This window comes from Enterobacter quasihormaechei, assembly GCF_004331385.1.
In the GTDB taxonomy this organism is placed as follows: domain Bacteria; phylum Pseudomonadota; class Gammaproteobacteria; order Enterobacterales; family Enterobacteriaceae; genus Enterobacter; species Enterobacter quasihormaechei.
Genome location: NZ_SJON01000009.1, coordinates 142,441 through 164,543, shown reverse-complemented (window position 1 = coordinate 164,543; position 22,103 = coordinate 142,441). Strand labels below are relative to the sequence as shown.

At 56.4% G+C, this 22,103-nt stretch carries 16 protein-coding genes; 6 read left to right on the top strand and 10 right to left on the bottom strand.

Features of this window, described 5'->3' with window-relative positions:
* Positions 1 to 52: 52 nt before the first annotated feature.
* The 6 genes from narI to E0L16_RS13670 all read right to left on the bottom strand — a co-directional run bounded on the left by narI (position 53) and on the right by E0L16_RS13670 (position 8,946).
* Entirely contained in the window at positions 53 to 733 is a 681-nt protein-coding gene (gene narI, locus E0L16_RS13695; protein ID WP_063451247.1) for a respiratory nitrate reductase subunit gamma, read from the bottom strand.
* Positions 730 to 1,425 carry a nitrate reductase molybdenum cofactor assembly chaperone gene (gene narW / locus E0L16_RS13690; protein WP_063866655.1) on the bottom strand — a complete coding sequence of 232 codons (696 nt, stop codon included), beginning with the start codon at positions 1,423 to 1,425 and terminating at the stop codon, positions 730 to 732. Before narW ends, narI begins: the two co-directional genes overlap by 4 nt.
* Positions 1,425 to 2,969 (bottom strand): nitrate reductase subunit beta, encoded by a 1,545-nt coding sequence (narH, locus tag E0L16_RS13685; protein ID WP_063451249.1) that lies wholly within the window; start codon positions 2,967 to 2,969, stop codon positions 1,425 to 1,427. Before narH ends, narW begins: the two co-directional genes overlap by 1 nt.
* Positions 2,966 to 6,706, bottom strand: coding sequence for a nitrate reductase subunit alpha (locus E0L16_RS13680; protein ID WP_131637149.1), 3,741 nt, complete (start codon positions 6,704 to 6,706; stop codon positions 2,966 to 2,968). Before E0L16_RS13680 ends, narH begins: the two co-directional genes overlap by 4 nt.
* Positions 6,707 to 6,773: 67 nt before the next feature.
* The gene (locus E0L16_RS13675) at positions 6,774 to 8,159 is read right to left on the bottom strand and encodes a NarK family nitrate/nitrite MFS transporter (RefSeq protein WP_063451251.1); all 1,386 of its coding nucleotides are present in this window, start codon (positions 8,157 to 8,159) and stop codon (positions 6,774 to 6,776) included.
* A 211-nt stretch (positions 8,160 to 8,370) separates the two neighbouring features.
* Positions 8,371 to 8,946, bottom strand: coding sequence for a TetR family transcriptional regulator (locus E0L16_RS13670; RefSeq protein WP_131637148.1), 576 nt, complete (start codon positions 8,944 to 8,946; stop codon positions 8,371 to 8,373).
* A gap of 116 nt (positions 8,947 to 9,062) precedes the next feature.
* On the opposite strand from E0L16_RS13670, the gene E0L16_RS13665 reads away from it, so the two are divergent.
* Entirely contained in the window at positions 9,063 to 10,553 is a 1,491-nt protein-coding gene (locus tag E0L16_RS13665; protein ID WP_063451253.1) for an MFS transporter, read from the top strand.
* Between the two features lie 43 nt (positions 10,554 to 10,596).
* Here the strand turns inward: E0L16_RS13665 and ompC are convergent, their stop codons facing one another.
* Together ompC and yddG are read right to left on the bottom strand one after the other, a co-directional pair.
* Positions 10,597 to 11,670, bottom strand: coding sequence for a porin OmpC (gene ompC / locus E0L16_RS13660; RefSeq protein ID WP_063866659.1), 1,074 nt, complete (start codon positions 11,668 to 11,670; stop codon positions 10,597 to 10,599).
* Between the two features lie 624 nt (positions 11,671 to 12,294).
* Positions 12,295 to 13,173: an aromatic amino acid DMT transporter YddG gene (yddG, locus tag E0L16_RS13655; RefSeq protein WP_063451255.1), complete on the bottom strand. Its 879-nt coding sequence runs from the start codon at positions 13,171 to 13,173 to the stop codon at positions 12,295 to 12,297.
* 220 nt (positions 13,174 to 13,393) lie between these two features.
* On the opposite strand from yddG, the gene fdnG reads away from it, so the two are divergent.
* From fdnG to fdnI, 3 genes are read left to right on the top strand one after another with little or no spacing between them, the layout of a single operon-like run.
* Complete coding sequence (gene fdnG, locus E0L16_RS13650) at positions 13,394 to 16,441, top strand: formate dehydrogenase-N subunit alpha (protein ID WP_131637147.1); 3,048 nt, start codon at positions 13,394 to 13,396, stop codon at positions 16,439 to 16,441.
* Between the two features lie 11 nt (positions 16,442 to 16,452).
* Complete coding sequence (gene fdxH, locus E0L16_RS13645; RefSeq protein ID WP_003857048.1) at positions 16,453 to 17,337, top strand: formate dehydrogenase subunit beta; 885 nt, start codon at positions 16,453 to 16,455, stop codon at positions 17,335 to 17,337.
* Entirely contained in the window at positions 17,330 to 17,986 is a 657-nt protein-coding gene (gene fdnI / locus E0L16_RS13640) for a formate dehydrogenase-N subunit gamma (RefSeq protein WP_063451259.1), read from the top strand. Before fdxH ends, fdnI begins: the two co-directional genes overlap by 8 nt.
* A 61-nt stretch (positions 17,987 to 18,047) precedes the next feature.
* On the opposite strand, the gene ppk2 is transcribed toward fdnI, so the two are convergent.
* Positions 18,048 to 18,866 (bottom strand): polyphosphate kinase 2, encoded by an 819-nt coding sequence (ppk2, locus tag E0L16_RS13635; RefSeq protein ID WP_112792358.1) that lies wholly within the window; start codon positions 18,864 to 18,866, stop codon positions 18,048 to 18,050.
* Between the two features lie 161 nt (positions 18,867 to 19,027).
* On the opposite strand from ppk2, the gene araJ reads away from it, so the two are divergent.
* Entirely contained in the window at positions 19,028 to 20,203 is a 1,176-nt protein-coding gene (gene araJ, locus E0L16_RS13630) for an MFS transporter AraJ (RefSeq protein WP_107535400.1), read from the top strand.
* 40 nt (positions 20,204 to 20,243) lie between these two features.
* Here araJ and E0L16_RS13625 read toward each other — a convergent pair whose 3' ends face one another.
* Complete coding sequence (locus tag E0L16_RS13625; protein WP_131637146.1) at positions 20,244 to 21,446, bottom strand: NAD(P)/FAD-dependent oxidoreductase; 1,203 nt, start codon at positions 21,444 to 21,446, stop codon at positions 20,244 to 20,246.
* A 130-nt stretch (positions 21,447 to 21,576) separates the two neighbouring features.
* Between E0L16_RS13625 and E0L16_RS13620 the strand changes: the two genes are divergently transcribed.
* Positions 21,577 to 22,086, top strand: a complete 510-nt coding sequence (locus E0L16_RS13620) for an RrF2 family transcriptional regulator (RefSeq protein WP_063451263.1) — start codon at positions 21,577 to 21,579, stop codon at positions 22,084 to 22,086.
* The last annotated feature ends 17 nt before the right edge of the window (positions 22,087 to 22,103 follow it).

Below are 22,103 nucleotides of genomic sequence, written 5' to 3'. Positions count from 1 at the left end.
GCGCCTTACCGGGCCCGTAGGTCGGATAAGTCGAAGCCGCCACCCGACAAAATCAACGACGCGATCTCACCACCTGATACCGACGGGTGAAATATTCAAACGGCGCGCTCCACACGTGCACCAGGCGGGTGAACGGGAAGATGAGGAAAATCGTCATCCCCAGTACCAGATGCACCCGGAAGATCGGCGCGACGCCGCTCAGCATTTCCGATGAACCGCCCCTGAACGTCACGATCCCCTGCGCCCAGCCGACCAGCTTCATCATCTCGCTCCCGTCAGGATACTGAGCGGAGAAAGGAATGGTCGACAGCCCCAGGATACACTGAAGCAGCAGGATACTCATGATGATAATATCCGGCGTGGTCGAGGTCGCGCGCACCCGCTGGTTGAAGAGGCGGCGGATCAGCAGCATCGACCCACCAATCAGCGTCAGTACGCCGCAAATGCCTCCCGCTATCATGGCTAACTGCTGTTTAACCGCGACGGGTAAAAACCAGGCATACATCCAGTGCGGGGTTAACATCCCGAACAGGTGCCCGAAGAAGATCCCCAGAATCCCGATATGAAACAGGTTAGAGCCCCAGTTCATACCGCGCTTGCTGAGCATCTGGCTCGACGAGGCGCGCCAGGTGTATTGTCCGTAGTCGTAGCGCAGCCAGCTGCCGAGGAAAAAGACGGTGGCGCAGATATACGGGTAAATATCATAGAAAAATACGTTCAGGTAATGCGTCATTTTGGGCCTCCGGCGCTGACGTCCACGTACTGCGGCGCGACGTCCTGGCTAAAGCGTCGTTGATATTGCTGCATCGGCGAACTGTCGCACGACGTCGCGTTGTCTTCGATAAACTTCACCTGTTCCTCTTCCCACACGGCATCCAGCGCCTGACGGGTATCATCCCGTTTTTCACCGGACACCTGCTTCGCCACGCTGTCGCTGGAAAGCCGCGTACCGGCCATCGTCAGCAGGGCGTCAAACAGCTGATAATGCGCCACGCCGCGCTGCTTGAGGCGACCACCAATCAGCGCCAGGATCGGCGCGACGTTTTGCAGACCTTCACGCGCCTCGTCGTCGGTGACGAGGCTGAGATATTCCAGATAGAGCGGCAGGTAGTCGGGCAGCTCGCGGCAGTCCAGCTCCAGCCCGGCTTTCTCATACTGGCTCATCAGGTCGACCATTGCCTGACCGCGATCGCGCGACTCGGCGTGAACGTGCTCGAACAGCAGCAGCGACGTCGCGCGGCCCCGTTCAAATACCTCGCACCATTCTGCCTGCTTGTCCAGCAGCGGGGCGCTCAGGTGCTGCTGCGCGAAGGGCAGCAGCATGGGCGCGTCCTGTTCCACCAGGGAAAGCGCTTCTTCGCGGTTTTCCCACAGCAGCTCATCGGGATACTCAATCAGCAGCGCGATGATTTTAAGGATCTGCATTATTCTCCCTCCCCGTGATCGCGTACTTCGGTGATGTTAATCGCGTCGATGCGGCTGCTGTTAAAGAGGTTGAACTTGGTGTCGGAGCCGTGGCAGCCGTCGCCAAAGGTGAAGCCACAGCCATTTTTTTCCGGGAAGGCGTCGCGCGCCATTTCGCGGTGGCTGGTCGGGATCACGAAGCGGTCTTCGTAGTTAGCGATGGCGAGGTAGCGATACATCTCCTCAACCTGCGCTTCGGTCAGGCCCACTTCCTCAATGGCGCGGGTATCGGTCACGCCTTCCACGGTCTGGGAGCGTTTGTAGTGACGCATCGCCATCATGCGCTTCAGGGCGCGCAGCACCGGGCCGGTATCGCCCGCGCTGAGCATGTTTGCCAGATACTGCACCGGGATGCGCAGGCTCTCGACGGCGGGCAGAACGCCGTCGCTTTGCGGCAGGCCGCCGGCATCCGCGTAGGACTGAATTGGCGACAGCGGCGGCACGTACCAGACCATCGGCAGGGTGCGGTATTCCGGGTGCAGCGGCAGGGCGAGCTTCCAGTCCATCGCCATTTTATAGACCGGTGAACGCTGCGCCGCGTCAATGACGTTCTGCGGGATGCCCTGCTTCAGCGCTTCTTCAATCACCGCCGGGTCGTTCGGATCCAGGAACACGTCGCACTGGCGCTCATACAGGTCGGTCTCATGCTCGGTGCTGGCGGCCTCTTCGATGCGGTCCGCGTCATACAGCAGCACGCCGAGATAGCGGATGCGACCGACGCAGGTCTCCGAACAAACGGTCGGCTGGCCGGACTCGATGCGCGGATAGCAGAAGATGCATTTCTCGGACTTGCCGCTCTTCCAGTTGAAGTAAATTTTCTTGTACGGACAGCCGCTGATGCACAGGCGCCAGCCGCGGCATTTGTCCTGGTCAATCAGCACAATACCGTCCTCTTCGCGCTTGTATATTGCGCCGCTCGGGCAGGTGGCCACGCAGCTCGGGTTCAGGCAGTGCTCGCACAGGCGCGGCAGATACATCATGAAGGTGTTTTCAAACTGGCCGTACATCTCTTTCTGGATCTTCTGGAAGTTGCGGTCGCGGGCGCGCTTTTCGAACTCGCCGCCCAGCAGCTCCTCCCAGTTTGGCCCCCAGACGATTTTGTCCATCCGCTTACCGTCAATCAGCGAGCGCGGGCGGGCGGTAGGGAGGTGATCGCCTTCCGGCGCGCGGTGCAGATCCTGATAATCGAAGGTGAACGGTTCGTAGTAATCGTCAATCTGCGGCAGAACGGGGTTGGCAAAAATCTTCGACAGCACGCCCATTTTGCCGCCGAGGCGCGGGGTCAGCTTGCCGTGGATCCCGCGTATCCAGCCGCCTTGCCACTCGTCCTGATCTTCCCAGTTTTTCGGATAGCCGATGCCCGGCTTGGTCTCCACGTTGTTAAACCACGCATACTCCATCCCTTCGCGCCCGGTCCAGACGTTCTTGCAGGTGACCGAGCAGGTGTGGCAGCCAATGCATTTGTCGAGATTCAGTACCATGCCAACCTGTGAGCGTATTTTCATTTTTTCGCCTCCTGAACCTGATCCCGACCTTCGCCGTCCAGCCAGTTAATGTTTTTCATTTTGCGGATCATGATGAACTCGTCGCGGTTCGAGCCGACGGTACCGTAATAGTTGAAGCTATAGGCCAGCTGCGCATAGCCGCCGATCATATGGGTCGGTTTTGGGCAGACGCGGGTGACCGAGTTGTGGATCCCGCCGCGCCGTCCGGTCACTTCCGAACCCGGGATGTTCAGAATGCGCTCCTGGGCGTGGTACATCATGGTCATGCCCGGCGGCACGCGCTGGCTGACCACTGCGCGGGCGGTGAGGGCGCCGTTGGCGTTAAAGGCTTCGATCCAGTCGTTGTCCTCAATGCCCAGCTCGCGCGCGTCGGTTTCGCTGATCCAGACGATGGGCCCCCCGCGCGACAGGGTCTGCATCAGCAGGTTTTCGCTGTAGGTGGAGTGGATGCCCCATTTCTGGTGCGGCGTCAGGAAGTTCAGCGCTTTTTCCGGGAAGCCGTTCGGCGGGATCTCGCGCATGTGGGTCACGCTGCGGGTATCAATCGGTGGGCGATAAGCCACCAGGCTCTCCCCGAAGGCGCGCATCCAGGCATGATCCTGATACAGCTGCTGGCGACCAGACAGCGTGCGCCACGGGATCAGCTCATGCACGTTGGTATAGCCCGCGTTATACGACACGTGTTCGCTCTCAAGGCCAGACCACGTCGGGCTGGAGATGATTTTACGCGGCTGCGCCTGAATATCGCGGAAGCGAATTTTCTCGTCTTCCTTGTTTAGCGCCAGATGGGTGTGGTCGCGCCCGGTCAGTTCGCCGAGCGCTTCCCAGGCTTTGACCGCCACCTGACCGTTGGTTTCCGGCGCAAGGGCAAGGATCACCTCGGAGGCGTCAATGGCCGTTTCAATGCGCGGACGGCCTTTCGCCGGACCGTCGAGCTTGACGTAGTTGAGCTTACCGAGGAAATCGACCTCGTTCTGCGTGTTCCACGAAATGCCTTTCCCGCCGTTGCCGAGTTTGTCCAGCAGCGGCCCAAGAGCCGTAAAGCGCTCATAGGTTTCCGGATAGTTGCGCTCGACGACCGCAATATTCGGTGCGGTTTTGCCGGGGATCAGGTCGCATTCCCCTTTGCGCCAGTCCAGGATATCAAACGGCTGCGACAGCTCCCCCGGAGAGTCATGCTGTAGCGGCTGAAGCACCACGTCGGTTTCGGTGCCAAGGTGGCCGACGCACACCTCCGAGAAAACTTTGGCGATACCCTTGTAGATCTCCCAGTCGCTGCGTGATTCCCACGCCGGGTCAACGGCGGCGGAAAGCGGGTGAATAAACGGATGCATGTCCGAAGTATTCATATCGTCTTTTTCATACCAGGTGGCGGTAGGCAGAACGATATCGGAGAACAGGCAGGTGCTGGACATGCGGAAATCGAGCGTCACCAGCAGGTCGAGCTTGCCCTCAATGGCGGCGGTCTGCCACTCGACCTCTTCAGGCTTCACGTCGTCCGTTGAGCCTAAATCTTCACCCTGAATCCCGCTCTCGGTGCCGAGCAGGTATTTCAGCATGTACTCGTGGCCTTTACCGGACGAACCGAGCAGGTTTGAACGCCAGACGAAAAGGTTACGCGGATGGTTCTTGCCGTTGTCCGGCTGTTCGCAGGCGAAGCGAATATCGCCCGATTTCAACGCCTGAACGGTGTACTCCTGCGGCGACATTCCGGCGGCGTCGGCGCGGGCCTTCACGTGCAGCGGGTTGAGGTTGAGCTGCGGTGCGGACGGCAGCCAGCCCATGCGCTCGGCGCGAACGTTGAAGTCAATCAGGTGACCTGTAAACTTCGACGCGTCCGCGAGCGGGGAGAGCAGCTCCTGCGCGGTGAGCTTCTCATAGCGCCACTGGCTGGCGTGGTTGTAGAAGTACGACGTACTGTTCATCTGGCGCGGCGGGCGGTTCCAGTCCAGCGCGAAGGCCAGCGGCAGCCAGCCGGTTTGCGGGCGCAGTTTTTCCTGCCCGACATAGTGGGACCAGCCGCCGCCGCTCTGCCCGACGCAGCCGCAGAAGACCAGCATGTTGATCATCCCGCGGTAGTTCATGTCCATGTGATACCAGTGGTTCACACCGGCACCGAGGATGATCATCGAGCGGCCGTGGGTTTTGTGCGCCGTGTCGGCAAACTCGCGGGCAATTTTTTCAATCAGGTTCGCGGGTACGCCGGTAATTTGCTCGCCCCAGGCCGGAGTATAGGCCTTAATCTCGGCGTAATTTAACGCGGCGTTGCTGTCGTCCAGGCCGCGATCGAGGCCGTAGTTTGCGAGCACCAGATCGTACACGCTCACCACGCGTCTCTGGCTGCCGTCGGCCAGCGTCAGGGTTTTACTCGGTACGCGGCGCATCAGCACCGGCTCCTGCTTCACGCTGCGGAAGTGCGGGTTCTCGTTGCCGCCAAAGTACGGGAAGGCAACGTCCGCCACGCTGTCGTGGGTCATGAGCAGGGAAAGCGTCAGCTCGGTTTCCTGGCCTGCGGCGAGCGACTCCAGGTTCCATTTGCCTTTTTCGCCCCAGCGGAAGCCGATGGAGCCGTTTGGCACCACCAGATCCCCGGCTACGTTAAAGGCGATAGTTTTCCATTCCGGATTGTTGGCTTCCCCCAGTCCGTCGGCCAGATCGGACGCGCGCAGCATCCGGCCCGGCACCAGGCGGCCGTCTGCCTGCTCGTCGAGCAGCACCAGCATCGGCATGTCGGTGTAGCGTCGGCAGTAGTTGAGGAAGTAGTCGCTCGGGTTATCGAGGTGGAACTCTTTGAGGATCACGTGGCCCATCGCCATGGCGAGGGCGCTGTCGGTGCCCTGTTTGGGCGCCAGCCACTGGTCGCTCAGCTTGGCGACCTCCGAGAAGTCCGGCGTAATCGCAACGGTCTTGGTGCCTTTATAGCGCACCTCGGTAAAGAAGTGGGCGTCCGGAGTACGCGTCTGCGGCACGTTCGAGCCCCAGGCGATGATATAGCTGGAGTTGTACCAGTCTGCGGATTCCGGTACGTCCGTCTGTTCGCCCCACGTCATCGGCGACGCGGGCGGCAGGTCACAGTACCAGTCGTAGAAGCTGAGGCAGGTGCCGCCGAGCAGGGAGAGGTAGCGCGTACCGGCGGCGTAAGAAACCATCGACATCGCCGGAATAGGGGAGAAACCGGCCACGCGGTCCGGGCCGTAATGTTTGATGGTCCAGACGTTAGCGGCGGCAATCAGCTGGTTCAGCTCTTTCCAGTTCGAGCGGATAAACCCGCCTTTACCGCGCACCTTCCTGTAGCTCTGCGCCTTTTGCGGATCGTTCTGGATGGCGTCCCAGGCCAGCACCGGATCGCTGTGCTGCGCCAGCGCCTCGCGCCAGAGTTCGATCAGCCTGCGGCGCACCAGCGGGTACTTAAGACGGTTGGCGCTGTAGAGATACCAGGAGTAGCTTGCGCCACGCGGACAGCCGCGCGGCTCGTGGTTAGGCAGGTCTGGGCGGGTGCGCGGGTAGTCGGTCTGCTGGGTTTCCCAGGTCACCAGGCCGTTTTTAACATAAATCTTCCAGCTACAGGAGCCGGTGCAGTTCACGCCGTGGGTGGAACGCACAATTTTGTCGAACTGCCAGCGCTGACGGTAGCTGTCCTCCCAGTCGCGGTTGGTGTGATACACCTGCCCGTGCCCCTCGGCGAAACTGTCGCCTTTTGTTTTGAAGTAACGGAAGCGGTCCAACAGTTTGCTCATGACATTTCTCCTGCTTCGATAGCATTGCCGGAGGGCGATGCATCACGCTCCGGCGAAAATGTAGTTATTATTTTTTTGAGGATTTGCGGCCGTACACCAGCCAGGTGACGAACACGCAGACGATGTAAAACACGAGGAAAACTTTCATGGCCCCAACCGGCGAACCGGTCATGGCCAGCGATGTGCCGAACGCTTTAGGGATAAAGAATCCACCCACCGCGCCGATGGCGGAGATAAAGCCCAGCGCGGCGGCGGTTTCCGTCACCGCTTCGTGCTGCGCCTGCTCGTCGGTGCCGCCTTGCTTTTTGACGCGGTCGAGGGTGATTTGGCGGAAGATGATCGCAATCATCTGGAAGGTCGATCCGCTGCCGAGACCCGCGGTGAGGAACAGCCCCATAAACACCAGGTAGAACGCCATAAAGCTGCCGGAGCCGGAGCCGGGAAGCGTCAGGAAAATCAGGGCGCTGAAGACGGCCATAAAGACGAAGTTGATCAGCGTAACCCGCACGCCGCCGAGCCGGTCAGAGATCATTCCGCCCGCCGAACGCGCCAGCGCGCCAATCAGCGGGCCGAAGAAGGCGAGATGCAGGATGTTAACGTCCGGGAACTGGGTTTTCGACAGCATGGCAAAGCCCGCCGAGAAGCCGATAAACGAGCCGAAGGTGGCGAGATACAGCAGGCTCAGCAGCCACAGGTGAAAGCGTTTCAGCACCGGCAACTGGCTGGCAATGGACGCTTTCGAGCTGGCGATATCGTTCATGCCAAAGAACGCGGCAATCGTGGCCAGAATGAGCAGCGGCACCCAGATCCAGGCGGCATTCGCCAGCCACATCGTTGAGCCGTCTTCCTGCGGCACGCCGTGCACGCCGAGGAAGGTGAACATTGGCAGGAAAATCACCAGCGGCGCGACCAGTTGCATGACGCTGACGCCCAGGTTACCCAGCCCGCCATTAATGCCCAGCGCGCTGCCCTGTTTGGCTTTCGGGAAGAAGAAGCTGATATTGCCCATGCTGGAGGCAAAGTTAGCCCCGGCAAAGCCGCACAGCAGCGCGATGATGATAAACACCCAGTATGGCGTGGCCGTATTCTGAATGGCGAACCCAAGCCAGACGCATGGAACCACCAGAATGACGGTGCTTAACACGGTCCAGTAACGCCCGCCAAATATCGGGACCATAAAAGAGTAGGGGACACGCAATATCGCGCCGGACAGGGAAGGCAATGCCGTTAGCATAAAAAGCTGATCGGTGCTGAAATTAAATCCGACTTTATTAAGATTAACCGCAACGGCGCTAAATAACATCCATACGCAAAACGCCAGCAGTAAACAAGCAACGGAAATCCATAGGTTTCTTCGTGCGATATGTTTCCCTTTATTTTCCCAAAATTGCGCGTTTTCCGGTTTCCAGTTACTCAATAGATGCTGATTACTTTTCTCACTTTGTTGTGACATATCGCCCTCTTGCTCAACCAGATTAAGAGAAAAAACAATTAAAAACAGTCAGATATCTGTTGGTGGTATGTAGATGTTATTGGATGTTTTGGGATACATCTGAAAGGATAGATAAAAAAAGCGAATCCCTGAGTTTAGAAAGGGAATCAGGGTTCGCTTTATGTGTTACGAAATGTAACTTTTTACGGAAATTAATACTCCGATGGGAGTATTAAAACAATTCGAGGGAGATAAGTTTGTCCAGATGCTTATTAAATGCCGCATCGTCCATTTCCGGCATATTTAAAACGTAAATACCGTCGAGACCGCAGACCAGCCCGATTAAGCGCCAGGCAATATTTTCTGGCCGGTCGGTGAGGGTAAAGGCGTTGGCCTCCGCCCCGGCACAAATTATCGCCACCGTCTCCTGGTGCCACATTTCCATGGTCAGAACGTACGCACCTTTTATGTCGCTATCCCGACTTGCCAGGATCTGGGCTTCGCGCCAGAGGCGAATGTAGGGCTCAAACCCGCCGTCATCGCTGCCAAGCATGGCGTGCAGGCGTTCGCGCCAGCCGGCATTTTCACCCACGACCTCCGCATCCAGCAGATCGCGGATCAGCCGTACAAACGCCAGCGCTTTGAGTTCCCCCGCCGAAGCAAAATGATGATGAACCTGTCCGGTCGCGATGCCCGCTTCGGTAGCGATACGGCGGACGGTCATCGCCGACAGCCCTTCAGACAGGGCCACGCGCATTGCAGCGTGTAATATTTCTTCGCGACGCTCGTCCTTGCTCAGATAACGCATATTTCCTCACTCTCAATAGCAACGCAACGAGTGTAACAAAGAGCTGGACAAGTGTTCAACTTTACGTAGGATCGCATTCTGGACATGTGTCCAGTTTTTAACTGAAAAGGAAATTTATGTTTCGTCAGTGGTTAGCGTTAGTGATTATCGTGCTGGTGTATATCCCGGTGGCGATTGACGCGACGGTGCTGCACGTGGCCGCACCGACATTGAGCATGACGCTGGGTGCCAGCGGCAACGAATTGCTGTGGATTATTGATATCTACTCGCTGGTGATGGCGGGAATGGTGCTTCCCATGGGCGCGCTGGGGGATCGCATTGGCTTCAAGCGCCTGCTGATGATTGGCAGTACGCTGTTTGGCCTGTCGTCGCTGGCGGCGGCCTTCGCACCTACGGCGGGCTGGCTGATTGCCGCCCGCGCATCGCTGGCGATTGGCGCGGCGATGATCATCCCGGCCACGCTTGCGGGCATCCGCACGCTGTTTGTCGACGCGCGGCATCGTAATATCGCGCTTGGCGTCTGGGCGGCGGTGGGCTCGGGCGGGGCGGCGTTTGGCCCGCTGATTGGCGGCATGCTGCTGGAACACTTTTACTGGGGATCGGTGTTCCTGATTAACGTGCCCATTGTCCTGATTGTGGTGTCGCTCGCAGCGCGCTTTGTGCCTGCTCAGCAGGGACGGCCAGAGCAGCCGCTGAATATCAGCCATGCGATCATGCTGATTGTGGCGATCCTGCTGCTGGTTTACAGCGCAAAAACGGCCCTGAAAGGGGTACTGTCCCCGTGGATCGTGGCCAGCACCTTACTGACCGGGGCGGCGATGCTGTTTGTCTTCGTCCGTATCCAGCTGCGCGCGAGCGTGCCGATGATCGACATGCGCCTGTTTTGCCACCGCATCATTCTAAGCGGCGTGGTGATGGCGATGACCGCCATGATTGCGCTGGTGGGCTTTGAGCTGCTGATGGCGCAGGAGTTGCAGTTCGTGCATGGTTTTACGCCGTTTGAAGCAGGGATGTTTATGCTGCCGGTGATGGTGGCGAGCGGCTTCAGCGGGCCGATTGCCGGCGTGCTGGTGGGACGTCTGGGGCTGCGCATTGTCGCTGCCGGGGGCATGGGGCTAAGCGCGGTCAGTTTTATCGGCCTGTCGACGCTCGATTTCAGTACGCAACAGTGGCAGGCGTGGAGCCTGATGGTGCTGCTGGGCTTTAGCGCCGCCAGTGCGCTGCTCGCCTCCACGTCGGCGATCATGGCCGCCGCGCCGAAAGAGAAAGCCGCCGCCGCGGGCGCGATCGAAACCATGTCCTATGAGCTGGGGGCAGGTCTGGGGATTGCCATTTTCGGTCTGCTGTTAACCCGCAGCTTCTCGGCATCTATTGAGCTGCCGCAGGCGCTGGACGCGTCGCTTGTAGATAAGGCCTCGTCATCCATTGGCGAAGCGGTCAAGGTAGCGCAGGACTTGACGCCAGCCCTCGCTGACTCGGTGATTGACGCAGCCAAAACGGCGTTTATCACGTCACACAGCGTAGCGTTAGGCAGTGCGGGAGGCATGCTGCTGATCCTGGCGGTCGGGATCTGGTTTAGTCTGGCGAAGGCAGGAGAGCAGGCATAAAAAAAGCCAGCCGCAGAGGCTGGCTTTTCATAACGAACCTGTCTTAGAACTGGTAGGTCAGACCAACAGCAACGATGTTGTCGGTTGCCACTTTGGCATCTTTGGTGAACTGGCTGTCATCAACCAGGTTGATTTTGTAATCAACGTAGGTGGACATGTTTTTGTTGAAGTAGTAGCTCGCGCCAACATCAATGTATTCCACCAGGTCCTGGTCGCCGTAAGAGCCGATGTCTTTACCTTTGGATTTCAGGTAAGCGATGGACGGACGCAGGCCGAAGTCGAACTGGTACTGTGCAACAACTTCAAAGTTCTGCGCTTTGTTTGCAACGTGGCCGTCACCGAACGCGGTCATGTTGCGGGTTTCAGAGTAGGTGGTTGCCAGGTAGATGTTGTTCGCATCGTACTTCAGGCCCGCTGCCCATACTTCTGCGTTATCGCCGCCTGCGTTCAGGTTGCTTGCTGCACGAACCTGACGGTCAGTACGGTCAGATTTCGCGTAGGTTGCGCCCACGCCGAAGCCGTCGAATTCATAGGTAGAAGACAGACCCCATCCGTCACCGTTTGATTCGGTGATATTAGTACGGTCGTTTTTACCCTGGTACTGAGCGGCAACGTTCAGGCCGTCAACCAGACCGAAGAAGTCGGTGTTACGGTAGGTTGCAACGCCGGTGGTACGGCCGGTCATGAAGCCGTCCGTCTGCGTCCAGGTATCGCCACCGAATTCTGGCAGAACGTCAGTCCATGCGCCAACGTCGTAAGCAACACCGTAGTTACGACCGTAGTCGAAAGAACCGAATTCATCGAACTTCAGACCCGCGTAGGCCAGACGGGTTTTGTTGCCGTCAGAACCCTGAGCTTCAGAGCGGTTGCCCTTGAACTCATATTCCCACTGGCCGTAACCGGTCAGACGATCGTTGATCTGCGTTTCACCTTTGAAACCCAGACGAACATACGTTTTGTCGCCGTCGCTACCTGCATCATCAGAAAAATAGTGCAGACCTGTAACTTTACCGTACAGATCCAGCTTGTTACCGTCTTTGTTAAAAACTTCAGCCGCGTTAACAACGCCTGCTGCCAACATGGAAGTGACTGCCACTGCAACTAATTTAAGTTTCATCTTAATTGACCTTTATAATTTTAATTAGGTATTTCCTAAACCATATGAGCGATTTTTAAACGAGGCTTATCGTCAATGGCAGACTATTTTTAAAATTCCGTAGACTGCTTTCAATAATAAGTTTCAAAATATTAAAGAAAATTTCAATTAGTGTGATCGCGATCTGAAAAATTGCCGTAAATGTGGATAATTAGATTAATATTTACACATAAAACGTTTATTAACTCGCCATGATAATTTAGCGGCTTATAATTTAATAGCGGACGCTTTATTTTCTAATTCAGAGCGATGGAATGACGTTACTTAAGTGAAATTATTTTTAATTGCTGTAAAAACAGTATGTTAGGAGTGTTATTGAAAACAGGGAAATTGTCCTTAATAGACACATTCAGAAATAAACTATTGCAGTTTGTGCTATATAGGGTGGGAATATTTCGCTGCAATTAATTACGTGCGTTGTCAGTTTTTGTCAATTTAACGCCGCAGGCAAAGTTGCATAAGGGCAATATAAGCGGAATTCGTCACCCTATCTAATGTTATAAATAATATTCTCAAGTGTGATCACATTTTAAATTTATGTTAATTAATAGCCGGGCATGGCAACCCCGGCCAGAAATAAAATGCCTATTTACGGGTGGCATACCAGCACAGTAATGACCCGGCGCAAACCATTAATGCTCCTTGCCAGAATGAGAATGAAAGCGGCGAGCTCAGCACAATAGCCGCCAGCGCGGCAGAAAGTACCGGGGTGAAGTAGGAGACGGCTGCAAGCACCGTCACGTTACCGTGGAGGATCCCAATGTTCCAGGCGGCATAGCCGAAGCCTAGAGCAACGCCGCACATCAGCAGCTTCACCACTACCGGCACGCTGAACACCATATCGGGCTGGTCGCTTAGGGCATATTTCACCCACAGGCTTAAGGCGGTCAGCAGCACGAATAGGGTAATGCCGTTTTGCCCTCTGGCATACCTGCTGGTGACGGTGCAGTAGGCGGCCCAGATAAAGGCGCCGGCAAATGCCAGCCCGTAGCTCAGCGGGCTGGAAACGATGTTTTGCATGATGTCGTGAACGTGCAGCCCGTTTTCGCCGCCTAAGACCCAGCCCACGCCCAGCAGGGAGATCGCTAAGCCGGGGATCACCCACAGGGTGGATTTTTGCCCGTTGAACAAAATGGCGAACACAATCGTCAGGCTTGGCCAGAGATAGTTGACCATGCCCACCTCAATTGCCTGCGAGCGTGTCGCGGCAAAACCAAGCGACAGGGCAAGGCACATTTCATAGCTGACAAACAGGACGCTGCCCGCAATGAGATAGCCTTTCGAAAACCGTTTAATATCCGGGAAACCTACCGTCGCCAGACACAATAACCCGCTGACGGTGTAGATCATCGCTGCGCCCCCCACCGGGCCCAGTCCCTCACTGACGCTGCGGATGAGACCCACCATGGTGCTCCACAGCAGTATGGCCGCCAGACCAATCAGCGTTGCTTTTTTTCTGTCCATAACCCTGCCAGTCTTATAAAAATCAAAGGGTAAACTTATAGCATCTAACCCATTCACCAGGCGAATTTTCTGTTTCGCGGTTAACCCGAAAGGAGTAATAAATCATACCGGCGGTGACTATTAAGGGGGCGAAGTTCGGCGACCTTGATTTGACGCAAAAAAAACAGGGGCTTTGCTGTTAGTTTGCGGCGCGAAGTCTTTTCAGATAACGAGGACAGCAATGGACGTCAGCCGCAGACAATTTTTTAAAATCTGCGCGGGCGGTATGGCCGGAACAACAGCCGCAATGCTGGGATTCGCTCCCAAAATGGCGCTGGCTCAGGCACGCAACTATAAACTGCTGCGTGCGAAAGAGATCCGTAACACCTGCACATACTGCTCCGTGGGTTGTGGGCTATTAATGTATAGCCTGGGTGATGGCGCGAAGAACGCCAAAGAAGCGATTTATCATATTGAAGGGGACCCGGATCATCCGGTGAGCCGCGGGGCACTTTGCCCGAAAGGGGCGGGACTGCTGGACTACGTTCACAGTGAAAACCGCCTGCGCTATCCGGAATACCGTGCACCGGGTTCCGACAAATGGCAGCGCATCTCCTGGGACGAGGCCTTCTCACGTATTGCAAAACTGATGAAAGCGGACCGCGACGCCAACTTTATTGAAAAGAACGAGCAGGGCGTCACGGTTAACCGCTGGACCTCCACCGGGATGCTGTGCGCGTCTGCGGCAAGTAATGAAACCGGCATGCTGACGCAGAAGTTTGTGCGCTCCCTTGGCATGCTGGCGGTAGATAACCAGGCGCGCGTCTGACACGGACCAACGGTAGCAAGTCTTGCTCCAACATTTGGTCGCGGTGCGATGACCAACCACTGGGTTGATATCAAAAACGCTAACGTCGTGGTGGTGATGGGCGGTAACGCCGCTGAAGCCCATCCGGTGGGTTTCCGCTGGGCGATGGAAGCGAAAAATAACAACGATGCGACGCTCATCGTCGTCGATCCGCGCTTTACGCGTACGGCATCGGTGGCGGATATTTATGCGCCGATCCGCTCCGGTACGGACATTACGTTCCTTTCCGGCGTGCTGCTGTACCTGATTGAAAACAACAAAATCAACGCGGAATACGTTAAGCACTACACCAACGCCAGCCTGCTGGTGCGGGAAGATTTCGCCTTTGAAGATGGCCTGTTCAGCGGCTATGACGCGGAAAAACGTCAGTACGATAAATCGTCCTGGAACTACCAGTTCGACGAAAACGGCTACGCGAAACGCGACGACACCCTGACCGATCCGCGCTGCGTGTGGAATTTGCTGAAGCAGCACGTTTCCCGCTACACGCCGGACGTTGTTGAAAACATCTGCGGAACACCAAAAGCCGATTTCCTGAAGGTGTGTGAAGTGCTGGCTTCCACCAGCGCCGCCGACAGGACCACCACGTTCCTGTATGCGCTGGGCTGGACACAGCACACCGTCGGGGCGCAGAACATTCGCACCATGGCGATGATACAGCTGCTGCTCGGCAATATGGGTATGGCCGGTGGCGGCGTGAACGCGCTGCGCGGACACTCCAACATTCAGGGCTTAACCGACCTCGGCCTGCTGTCAACCAGCCTGCCGGGCTACCTGACGCTGCCGTCCGAGAAGCAGAGCGACTGGCAAAGCTGGCTTGACGCCAATACGCCGAAAGCGACGCGTCCGGATCAGGTGAACTACTGGAGCAACTATCCGAAGTTTGCCGTTAGCCTGATGAAATCCTTCTACGGCGACGCGGCGCAGAAGGAAAACGACTGGGGCTTTGAGTGGTTGCCGAAATGGGACCAGGCGTATGACGTCATCAAGTATTTCAACATGATGGATAAGGGCGACGTCACCGGTTATATCTGCCAGGGCTTTAACCCGGTTGCGTCATTCCCGGATAAAAACAAAGTCGTTCGCAGCCTGAGCAAGCTGAAGTACATGGTGGTTATCGATCCGCTGGTCACCGAAACGTCTACCTTCTGGCAGAACCACGGTGAATCGAACGATGTCGATCCGGCAGCGATCCAGACCGAGGTCTTCCGCCTGCCATCTACCTGCTTTGCGGAAGAAGATGGTTCTATTGCCAACTCTGGCCGCTGGCTTCAGTGGCACTGGAAAGGGCAGGATGCGCCGGGCGAAGCGCGTAATGACGGCGAAATTCTGGCCGGCATTTACCATCGTCTGCGCGAAATGTACCGCACCGAAGGCGGCAAAGGCGCCGAGCCGCTGCTGAAGATGAGCTGGAACTACAAGCAGCCGGATCGTCCTGAGTCTGAGGAAGTCGCCAAAGAGAACAACGGCGTGGCGCTGGCGGATCTCTACGACGCCAACGGCAACCTGGTGGCGAAGAAAGGCCAGCTGCTGAACAGCTTTGCGCTGCTGCGTGACGACGGGACCACCGCCTCTTCCTGCTGGATCTACACCGGCAGCTGGACGGAGCAGGGTAACCAGATGGCCAACCGCGATAACGCTGACCCGTCAGGCCTGGGCAATACCCTGGGCTGGGCATGGGCGTGGCCGCTGAACCGTCGCGTATTGTACAACCGTGCATCCGCCGACGTGAACGGCAAGCCGTGGGATCCGAAACGCATGCTGATCGAGTGGAACGGCACGAAGTGGACGGGAAATGATATCCCGGACTTCAATACCGCCGCGCCGGGAAGCAACACCGGGCCGTTTATCATGCAGCCGGAAGGGCTGGGACGTCTGTTTTCTATCGACAAGCTGGCGGAAGGGCCGTTCCCGGAACACTACGAGCCAATGGAAACGCCGCTCGGCACTAACCCGCTGCACCCGAACGTGGTCTCCAGCCCGGTGGTGCGCATCTATGAAGACGACGTGCTGCGTTTAGGTAAAAAGGACACGTTCCCGTATGTCGGAACGACCTACCGCCTGACCGAGCATTTCCACACCTGGACCAAGCACGCGCGGCTTAACGCTATCGCGCAGCCAGAACAGTTTGTGGAGATCAGCGAAACGCTGGCGAAAGCGAAGGGCATTGCCAACGGCGATCGCGTGAAGGTGAGCAGCAAGCGCGGCTTTATTCGCGCGGTGGCGGTGGTGACCCGTCGTTTGCAGTCGCTGAACGTGCACGGCCAGCAGGTCGAGACGGTGGGTATTCCGCTGCACTGGGGCTTTGAAGGGGTGGCGCAGAAAGGCTATATCGCCAACACCCTGACGCCAAACGTCGGCGATTCCAACTCGCAAACGCCGGAGTACAAAGCGTTTCTGGTCAACATCGAGAAAGCGTAAGGAGCGATTAAATGGCGATGGAAACACAAGACATTATTAAACGCTCCGCGACCAACCCGATAACCCCCGCGCCTCGTGCGCGGGACTACAAGGCAGAAGTCGCCAAGCTGATTGATGTCTCCTCCTGCGTGGGCTGTAAAGCCTGCCAGGTGGCCTGCTCGGAGTGGAACGATATCCGCGACGAGGTAGGGCACTGCGTCGGGGTTTACGATAACCCGGCTGACCTGAGCGCCAAGTCCTGGACGGTGATGCGCTTTAGCGAAACCGACCAGAACGGCAAGCTGGAGTGGCTAATCCGCAAAGACGGCTGTATGCACTGTGAAGATCCGGGCTGCCTGAAGGCGTGCCCGTCTGCTGGCGCCATTATTCAGTATGCCAACGGCATCGTCGACTTCCAGCAGGACAACTGCATTGGCTGCGGCTACTGCATCGCGGGCTGTCCGTTTAATATCCCGCGCCTCAATAAAGAGGATAACCGGGTATACAAATGCACGCTGTGCGTCGATCGCGTCAGCGTCGGCCAGGAGCCTGCGTGCGTGAAGACCTGTCCGACCGGGGCGATCCACTTCGGCACCAAAAAAGAGATGCTGGAAGTGGCGCAGCAGCGGGTGGATAAGCTCAAAGCGCGCGGCTATGACAAGGCAGGGATTTATAACCCGCAGGGCGTGGGCGGTACGCACGTCATGTATGTTCTGCACCACAATGACCAGCCGGAGCTGTATCACAATCTGCCGAAAGATCCGGCGATCGATACCTCAATCAACCTCTGGAAAGGGGCGCTTAAACCGCTCTCTGCGGCGGGCTTTATCGCCACCTTTGCCGGGCTGATTTATCACTACATTGGTATCGGGCCGAATAAAGAGGTGGATGACGACGAGGAGGAGCATCATGAGTAAGTCGAAAATGATAGTGCGCACAAAGTTTGTCGATCGCGCCTGTCACTGGACGGTGGTGATCTGCTTCTTCCTGGTGGCGGTATCCGGCATTTCGTTCTTTTTCCCGACGCTACAGTGGCTTACGGAAACCTTCGGGACGCCGCAAATGGGGCGCATTCTGCATCCGTTCTTCGGCGTGCTGATTTTCGTGGTGCTGATGTTTATGTTCGTGCGTTTCGTTCATCACAACATCCCTGACAAGCAGGATATTCCCTGGATTAAAGGGATTGTTGAGGTGCTGAAAGGCAACGAGCATAAGGTCGCGAAGGTAGGCAAATACAACGCCGGGCAGAAGATGATGTTCTGGACCATCATGAGCATGATTTTTGTGCTGCTGGTGACCGGAGTGATCATCTGGCGACCGTATTTTGCGCACTATTTCCCGATTCAGGTGGTGCGCTATGCACTGCTGATCCACGCGACGTCAGCCATTATTTTGATCCATGCCATCCTAATCCATATGTATATGGCATTCTGGGTAAAAGGTTCAATTAAAGGCATGATTGAAGGGAAGGTGAGCCGCCGCTGGGCGCAGAAGCACCACCCGCGCTGGTACCGGGACGTTGAGCGTCTTGAAGCGCAAAAAGAGAGTTCAGAAGGGATGAAGTAAATGCCCTGCGCCGTCGGCTTTGCCCGGCGGCGCTGCGCTTGCGCGGGCCTACTTCTCGATATCAAAACCGCTCTGCAATATACCGGAAGGGATATTTTGTTGGCTTCACTTTGCCGATTTTTCGTTTCGGTAAATCCACCTTGTCGACGTGAACGTCTTTATAAGGGATCTGCGAAAGCAGATGCGAAATAATATTCAGCCGCACCCTTTTTTTGTCTTCTGAACGCGCCACAAACCACGGCGCCCAGGCGGTGTCGGTCGCTTTAAACATGGCGTCGCGTGCGAGGGTATATTCATCCCATAAGTTGAAAGATTTAATGTCCATTGGAGACAACTTCCAGATCTTGCGACCGTCGTTAATGCGGTCGCGCAGGCGGCGCTCCTGCTCTTTTGGCGTGACCTCAAGCCAGTATTTCAGCAAAATGATCCCGGCATCGACCATCGCTTTTTCCATCACCGGTGTTCCATCAAGAAATTTTTCGACCTGCTCTTCGGTACAGAAACCCATTACCTTTTCCACGCCTGCGCGGTTGTACCAGCTGCGGTCGAAAATCACGATTTCACCGGCAGAGGGCAGATGGGATACGTAACGCTGAAAATAGAGCTGACTTTTCTCTTTATCGGTAGGGGCCGGTAGCGCAACGACGCGGAAAACCCGAGGGCTGACGCGCTCGGTGATGGCTTTGATGGTGCCGCCTTTACCGGCGCCGTCCCGTCCTTCAAAAACAATACAGACCTTTAACCCTTTGGCGACCACCCATAGCTGGAGCTTAACCAGTTCAACATGGAGGCGGCGAAGTTCTTGCTCATACGCTTTGGTTTTGAGTGGCGCATTTTTAGCGACATCATCATCAATACGGGTTTTCTTCTTACTGACCATGGTGGGTTTCCCTTTGTGTGCGGTCGCGGATTCGAGGCCGTACTAAGAGTGTAATCGACCTGAATGAATGGATTAATGTGTCAGAAAGCTGATTTGAACTGGTTCACCATACAAGTTTATTCAATAATGCTCGCTGCATATTTTTCAACAGTGGTCGCGGTATGAAAAAAACAATTTTTTCGTTAGCACTGGCTACCTTTGGCCTGGGGATGGCTGAATTTGGCATCATGGGCGTGCTGACAGAACTGGCTCATGACACGGGCATTTCGATTCCCTCCGCCGGGAATATGATTTCCTTTTATGCTTTTGGCGTGGTGATCGGCGCGCCGATTGTGGCGCTGTTCTCCAGCAAATTCTCGCTGAAAACCACGCTGCTGTTTCTGGTGGCGATGTGCGTCGTCGGTAATGCGCTCTTTACTTTCTCTGACTCGTACGTAGGGCTGGCGGCGGGGCGGTTGATCTCTGGTTTCCCGCATGGCGCGATTTTCGGTGTGGGGGCGATCATCCTGTCAAAAATTGCACCGCCGGGAAAAGTAACGGTCGCTGTGGCCGGGATGATAGCCGGGATGACCGTTGCCAATTTGCTTGGCGTTCCGCTCGGGACGTGGCTGGGACATGAATTTAACTGGCGTTACACCTTCTTTTTAATTGCGGTGTTTGACGCCCTGGTGATCCTGTCTGTCCTGCTCTGGGTTCCCTCTCTCTATGACAATTCCACCACTCGCCTGGCAGAGCAATTCCACTTTCTGAAGAAGCCTGAACCGTGGCTGATATTTGCCGCAACGATGTTTGGTAACGCCGGGGTGTTTGCCTGGTTTAGCTTCGTGAAGCCGTTTATGGTCAACGTGTCAGGCTTCTCCGAGGGCGTCATGACCGCGATCATGATGCTGATGGGGCTGGGTATGGTGCTGGGCAATCTGCTCAGCGGTAAGCTATCGGCGCGATTTAGTCCATTGCGTATTGCCGCCACCACCGACCTGGTGATTGTGGCTTCGCTGCTGTTACTGTTTGCGTTTGGAGAACTGAAAACGGCCTCCCTGGTGATGGGATTTGTCTGCTGCGCCGGGCTGTTTGCGCTCTCTGCGCCGCTGCAAATTCTGCTGCTGCAAAATGCGAAGGGAGGCGAGATGCTGGGGGCCGCAGGCGGGCAAATGGCGTTCAATCTCGGCAGCGCGATTGGCGCCTGTTTTGGTGGAATGATGATTACCCTTGGCTTTAGCTGGAGTTATGTCACGCTCCCGGCAGCGATCTTATCCTTCTCCGCGATGACCTCACTGCTGCTGTATGGCCACCGGTGCGCTAAAAAGCGTCAGGCCAACGCGGGGGCATTGGCCTGATTTCACACGTTGCCCGCAGGTCGCGGCACGTAAGCGTGAACTACACAAATGTCGCCAGCGGGTCAGCGGCGGCAAATGCGACCGCTCTGTCTGCTGCTGGCGGGTAAATCAGTTCGTTGGTGATGGCCACTTTGATTTTCTTGCCCTCATCGCGCACGGATTTAACACGCTGTTCCCACCCCTCGGTATACACCGCGCCCCAGCCACCCAGATCCAGACAGGTAACGTAATTCACCTGACGGTAAGGGTACGGCGCCAGATTTAACAGGCTGGCGGCGGCGTTATGTCCGGCGAATTTTCCCAGCTGGATCGCGTGCTGGCAGGTCATGAGCGCCGTGTTGCCCACGTCGTCTGTTTTAGCGTGCGCCATATCACCCGTCGCGTAAACTTCCGGATGCGCAGGCACCTGCAACGTGTCGGTGACTTTCAGACGTCCCTGCGAGTCGCGTTCCCCGGTAACGTGCTGGCTGAGGGGGTTCGCTTCGACACCTGCCGTCCATACCACGGTAGCGCTGGCAATGCGCTCTCCGTTTTTGAGCGTCACGCCGCAGGCATCAATGGCTTCAATTTCACTGTTTAAACGCCATTCAACCCCCAGCGCGTTGCTGGCTTCTTCAATTGTGTTACGCAGCGCCTCGCTGTAACGTCCGCCAAGGGTTGCACCTCTTTCAACTACGATTACTTTGGTCTCTGTATCAGCACCAAAACGAGTGCGGAGTCGGGCTGGGAGTTCCGTTGCCAGCTCAATGCCGGTAAAACCGCCGCCGCACACTACCACGGTGTTACGCTCCGGGGAGGAAGGGCGTGTAGCCAGGGCGTCCAGGTGTTGCTCGAGCAGCCTGGCGGATTCAAGCTGGTCGATATCGAAGGCGTATTCCGCCAGGCCGGCAATCGGGGGACGCTTAGTCTGGCTACCGGTTGCGAGGATCAGGCGTTCGTAGGAGACTTCAGCTGTGGCGCCGTTTGAATCGCGATAAAAAACGGTTTTTGATTTTGTATCAATGTGTTGTGCTTCACCTGAAATAAACGCAATATCCAGCTCAGCAAACAGATCGGTCAGCGGCGCGACCATCGTTGATACATTTTCCTCATAAAAGCGGGGGCGAACGCGCAGTTCCGGGACGGGGGCCAGCACAGCAATGTTAAGGCTGTTGTTACCCGCCAGAGCAGAAAGACGCGCGGCGCTGACCGCAGCCCACATGCCGGAAAACCCACTACCCACAATTAAAATCTGCTTTTTCATACTCGATCCTTTTGATCGTCAGGCCGTATGTCTGACATAACTGCCACTATACTTGTCGGAGTTAACTGCGACAACTTTTTTCTGAGTTAAAAATCGTTATAATGCAGCGAACGATAACCCGGAGTAAGCCATGGCGTTTTACAGTTCTGGTGTGGAATATGGCATTCACAGCCTGATGTGTATGGTGGATGCTAAAGGTAATGAGCGTGAGATGAGCGTCCGGGAGATGGCGGCCTTGCAGGGCGTGCCGTACGACTATCTTGGAAAGATCTTCACCCGATTGTCCCGCGCGGGGCTGGTTATCAGCACCGAAGGCAAAGGGGGCGGGTTCCGGCTGGCGCGTCCGGCTGAGTTGATTACCGTGCTGGACGTGGCGCATGCCATCGACGGCGAGAAAAATATGTTTGAGTGTCGGGAAGTGCGACAACGCCTGGCGGTGTTTGATGAAACGCCACCGGCCTGGGTGTGCGACGGCCCGTGCGGAGTGCGGTCAGTTATGGACAGCGCTCAGCAGCGGATGGAAGAGGAGTTAGGGCGCCATACTATCCTCGACCTGGCGCGAAAAATGTACCGAAAAGCGCCGGACACGTTCCAGATTGAAGTTCAGGAATGGATTTCCGATCGGCGTTCATCCACGTGAAAGGCCGGGCAGGGCAA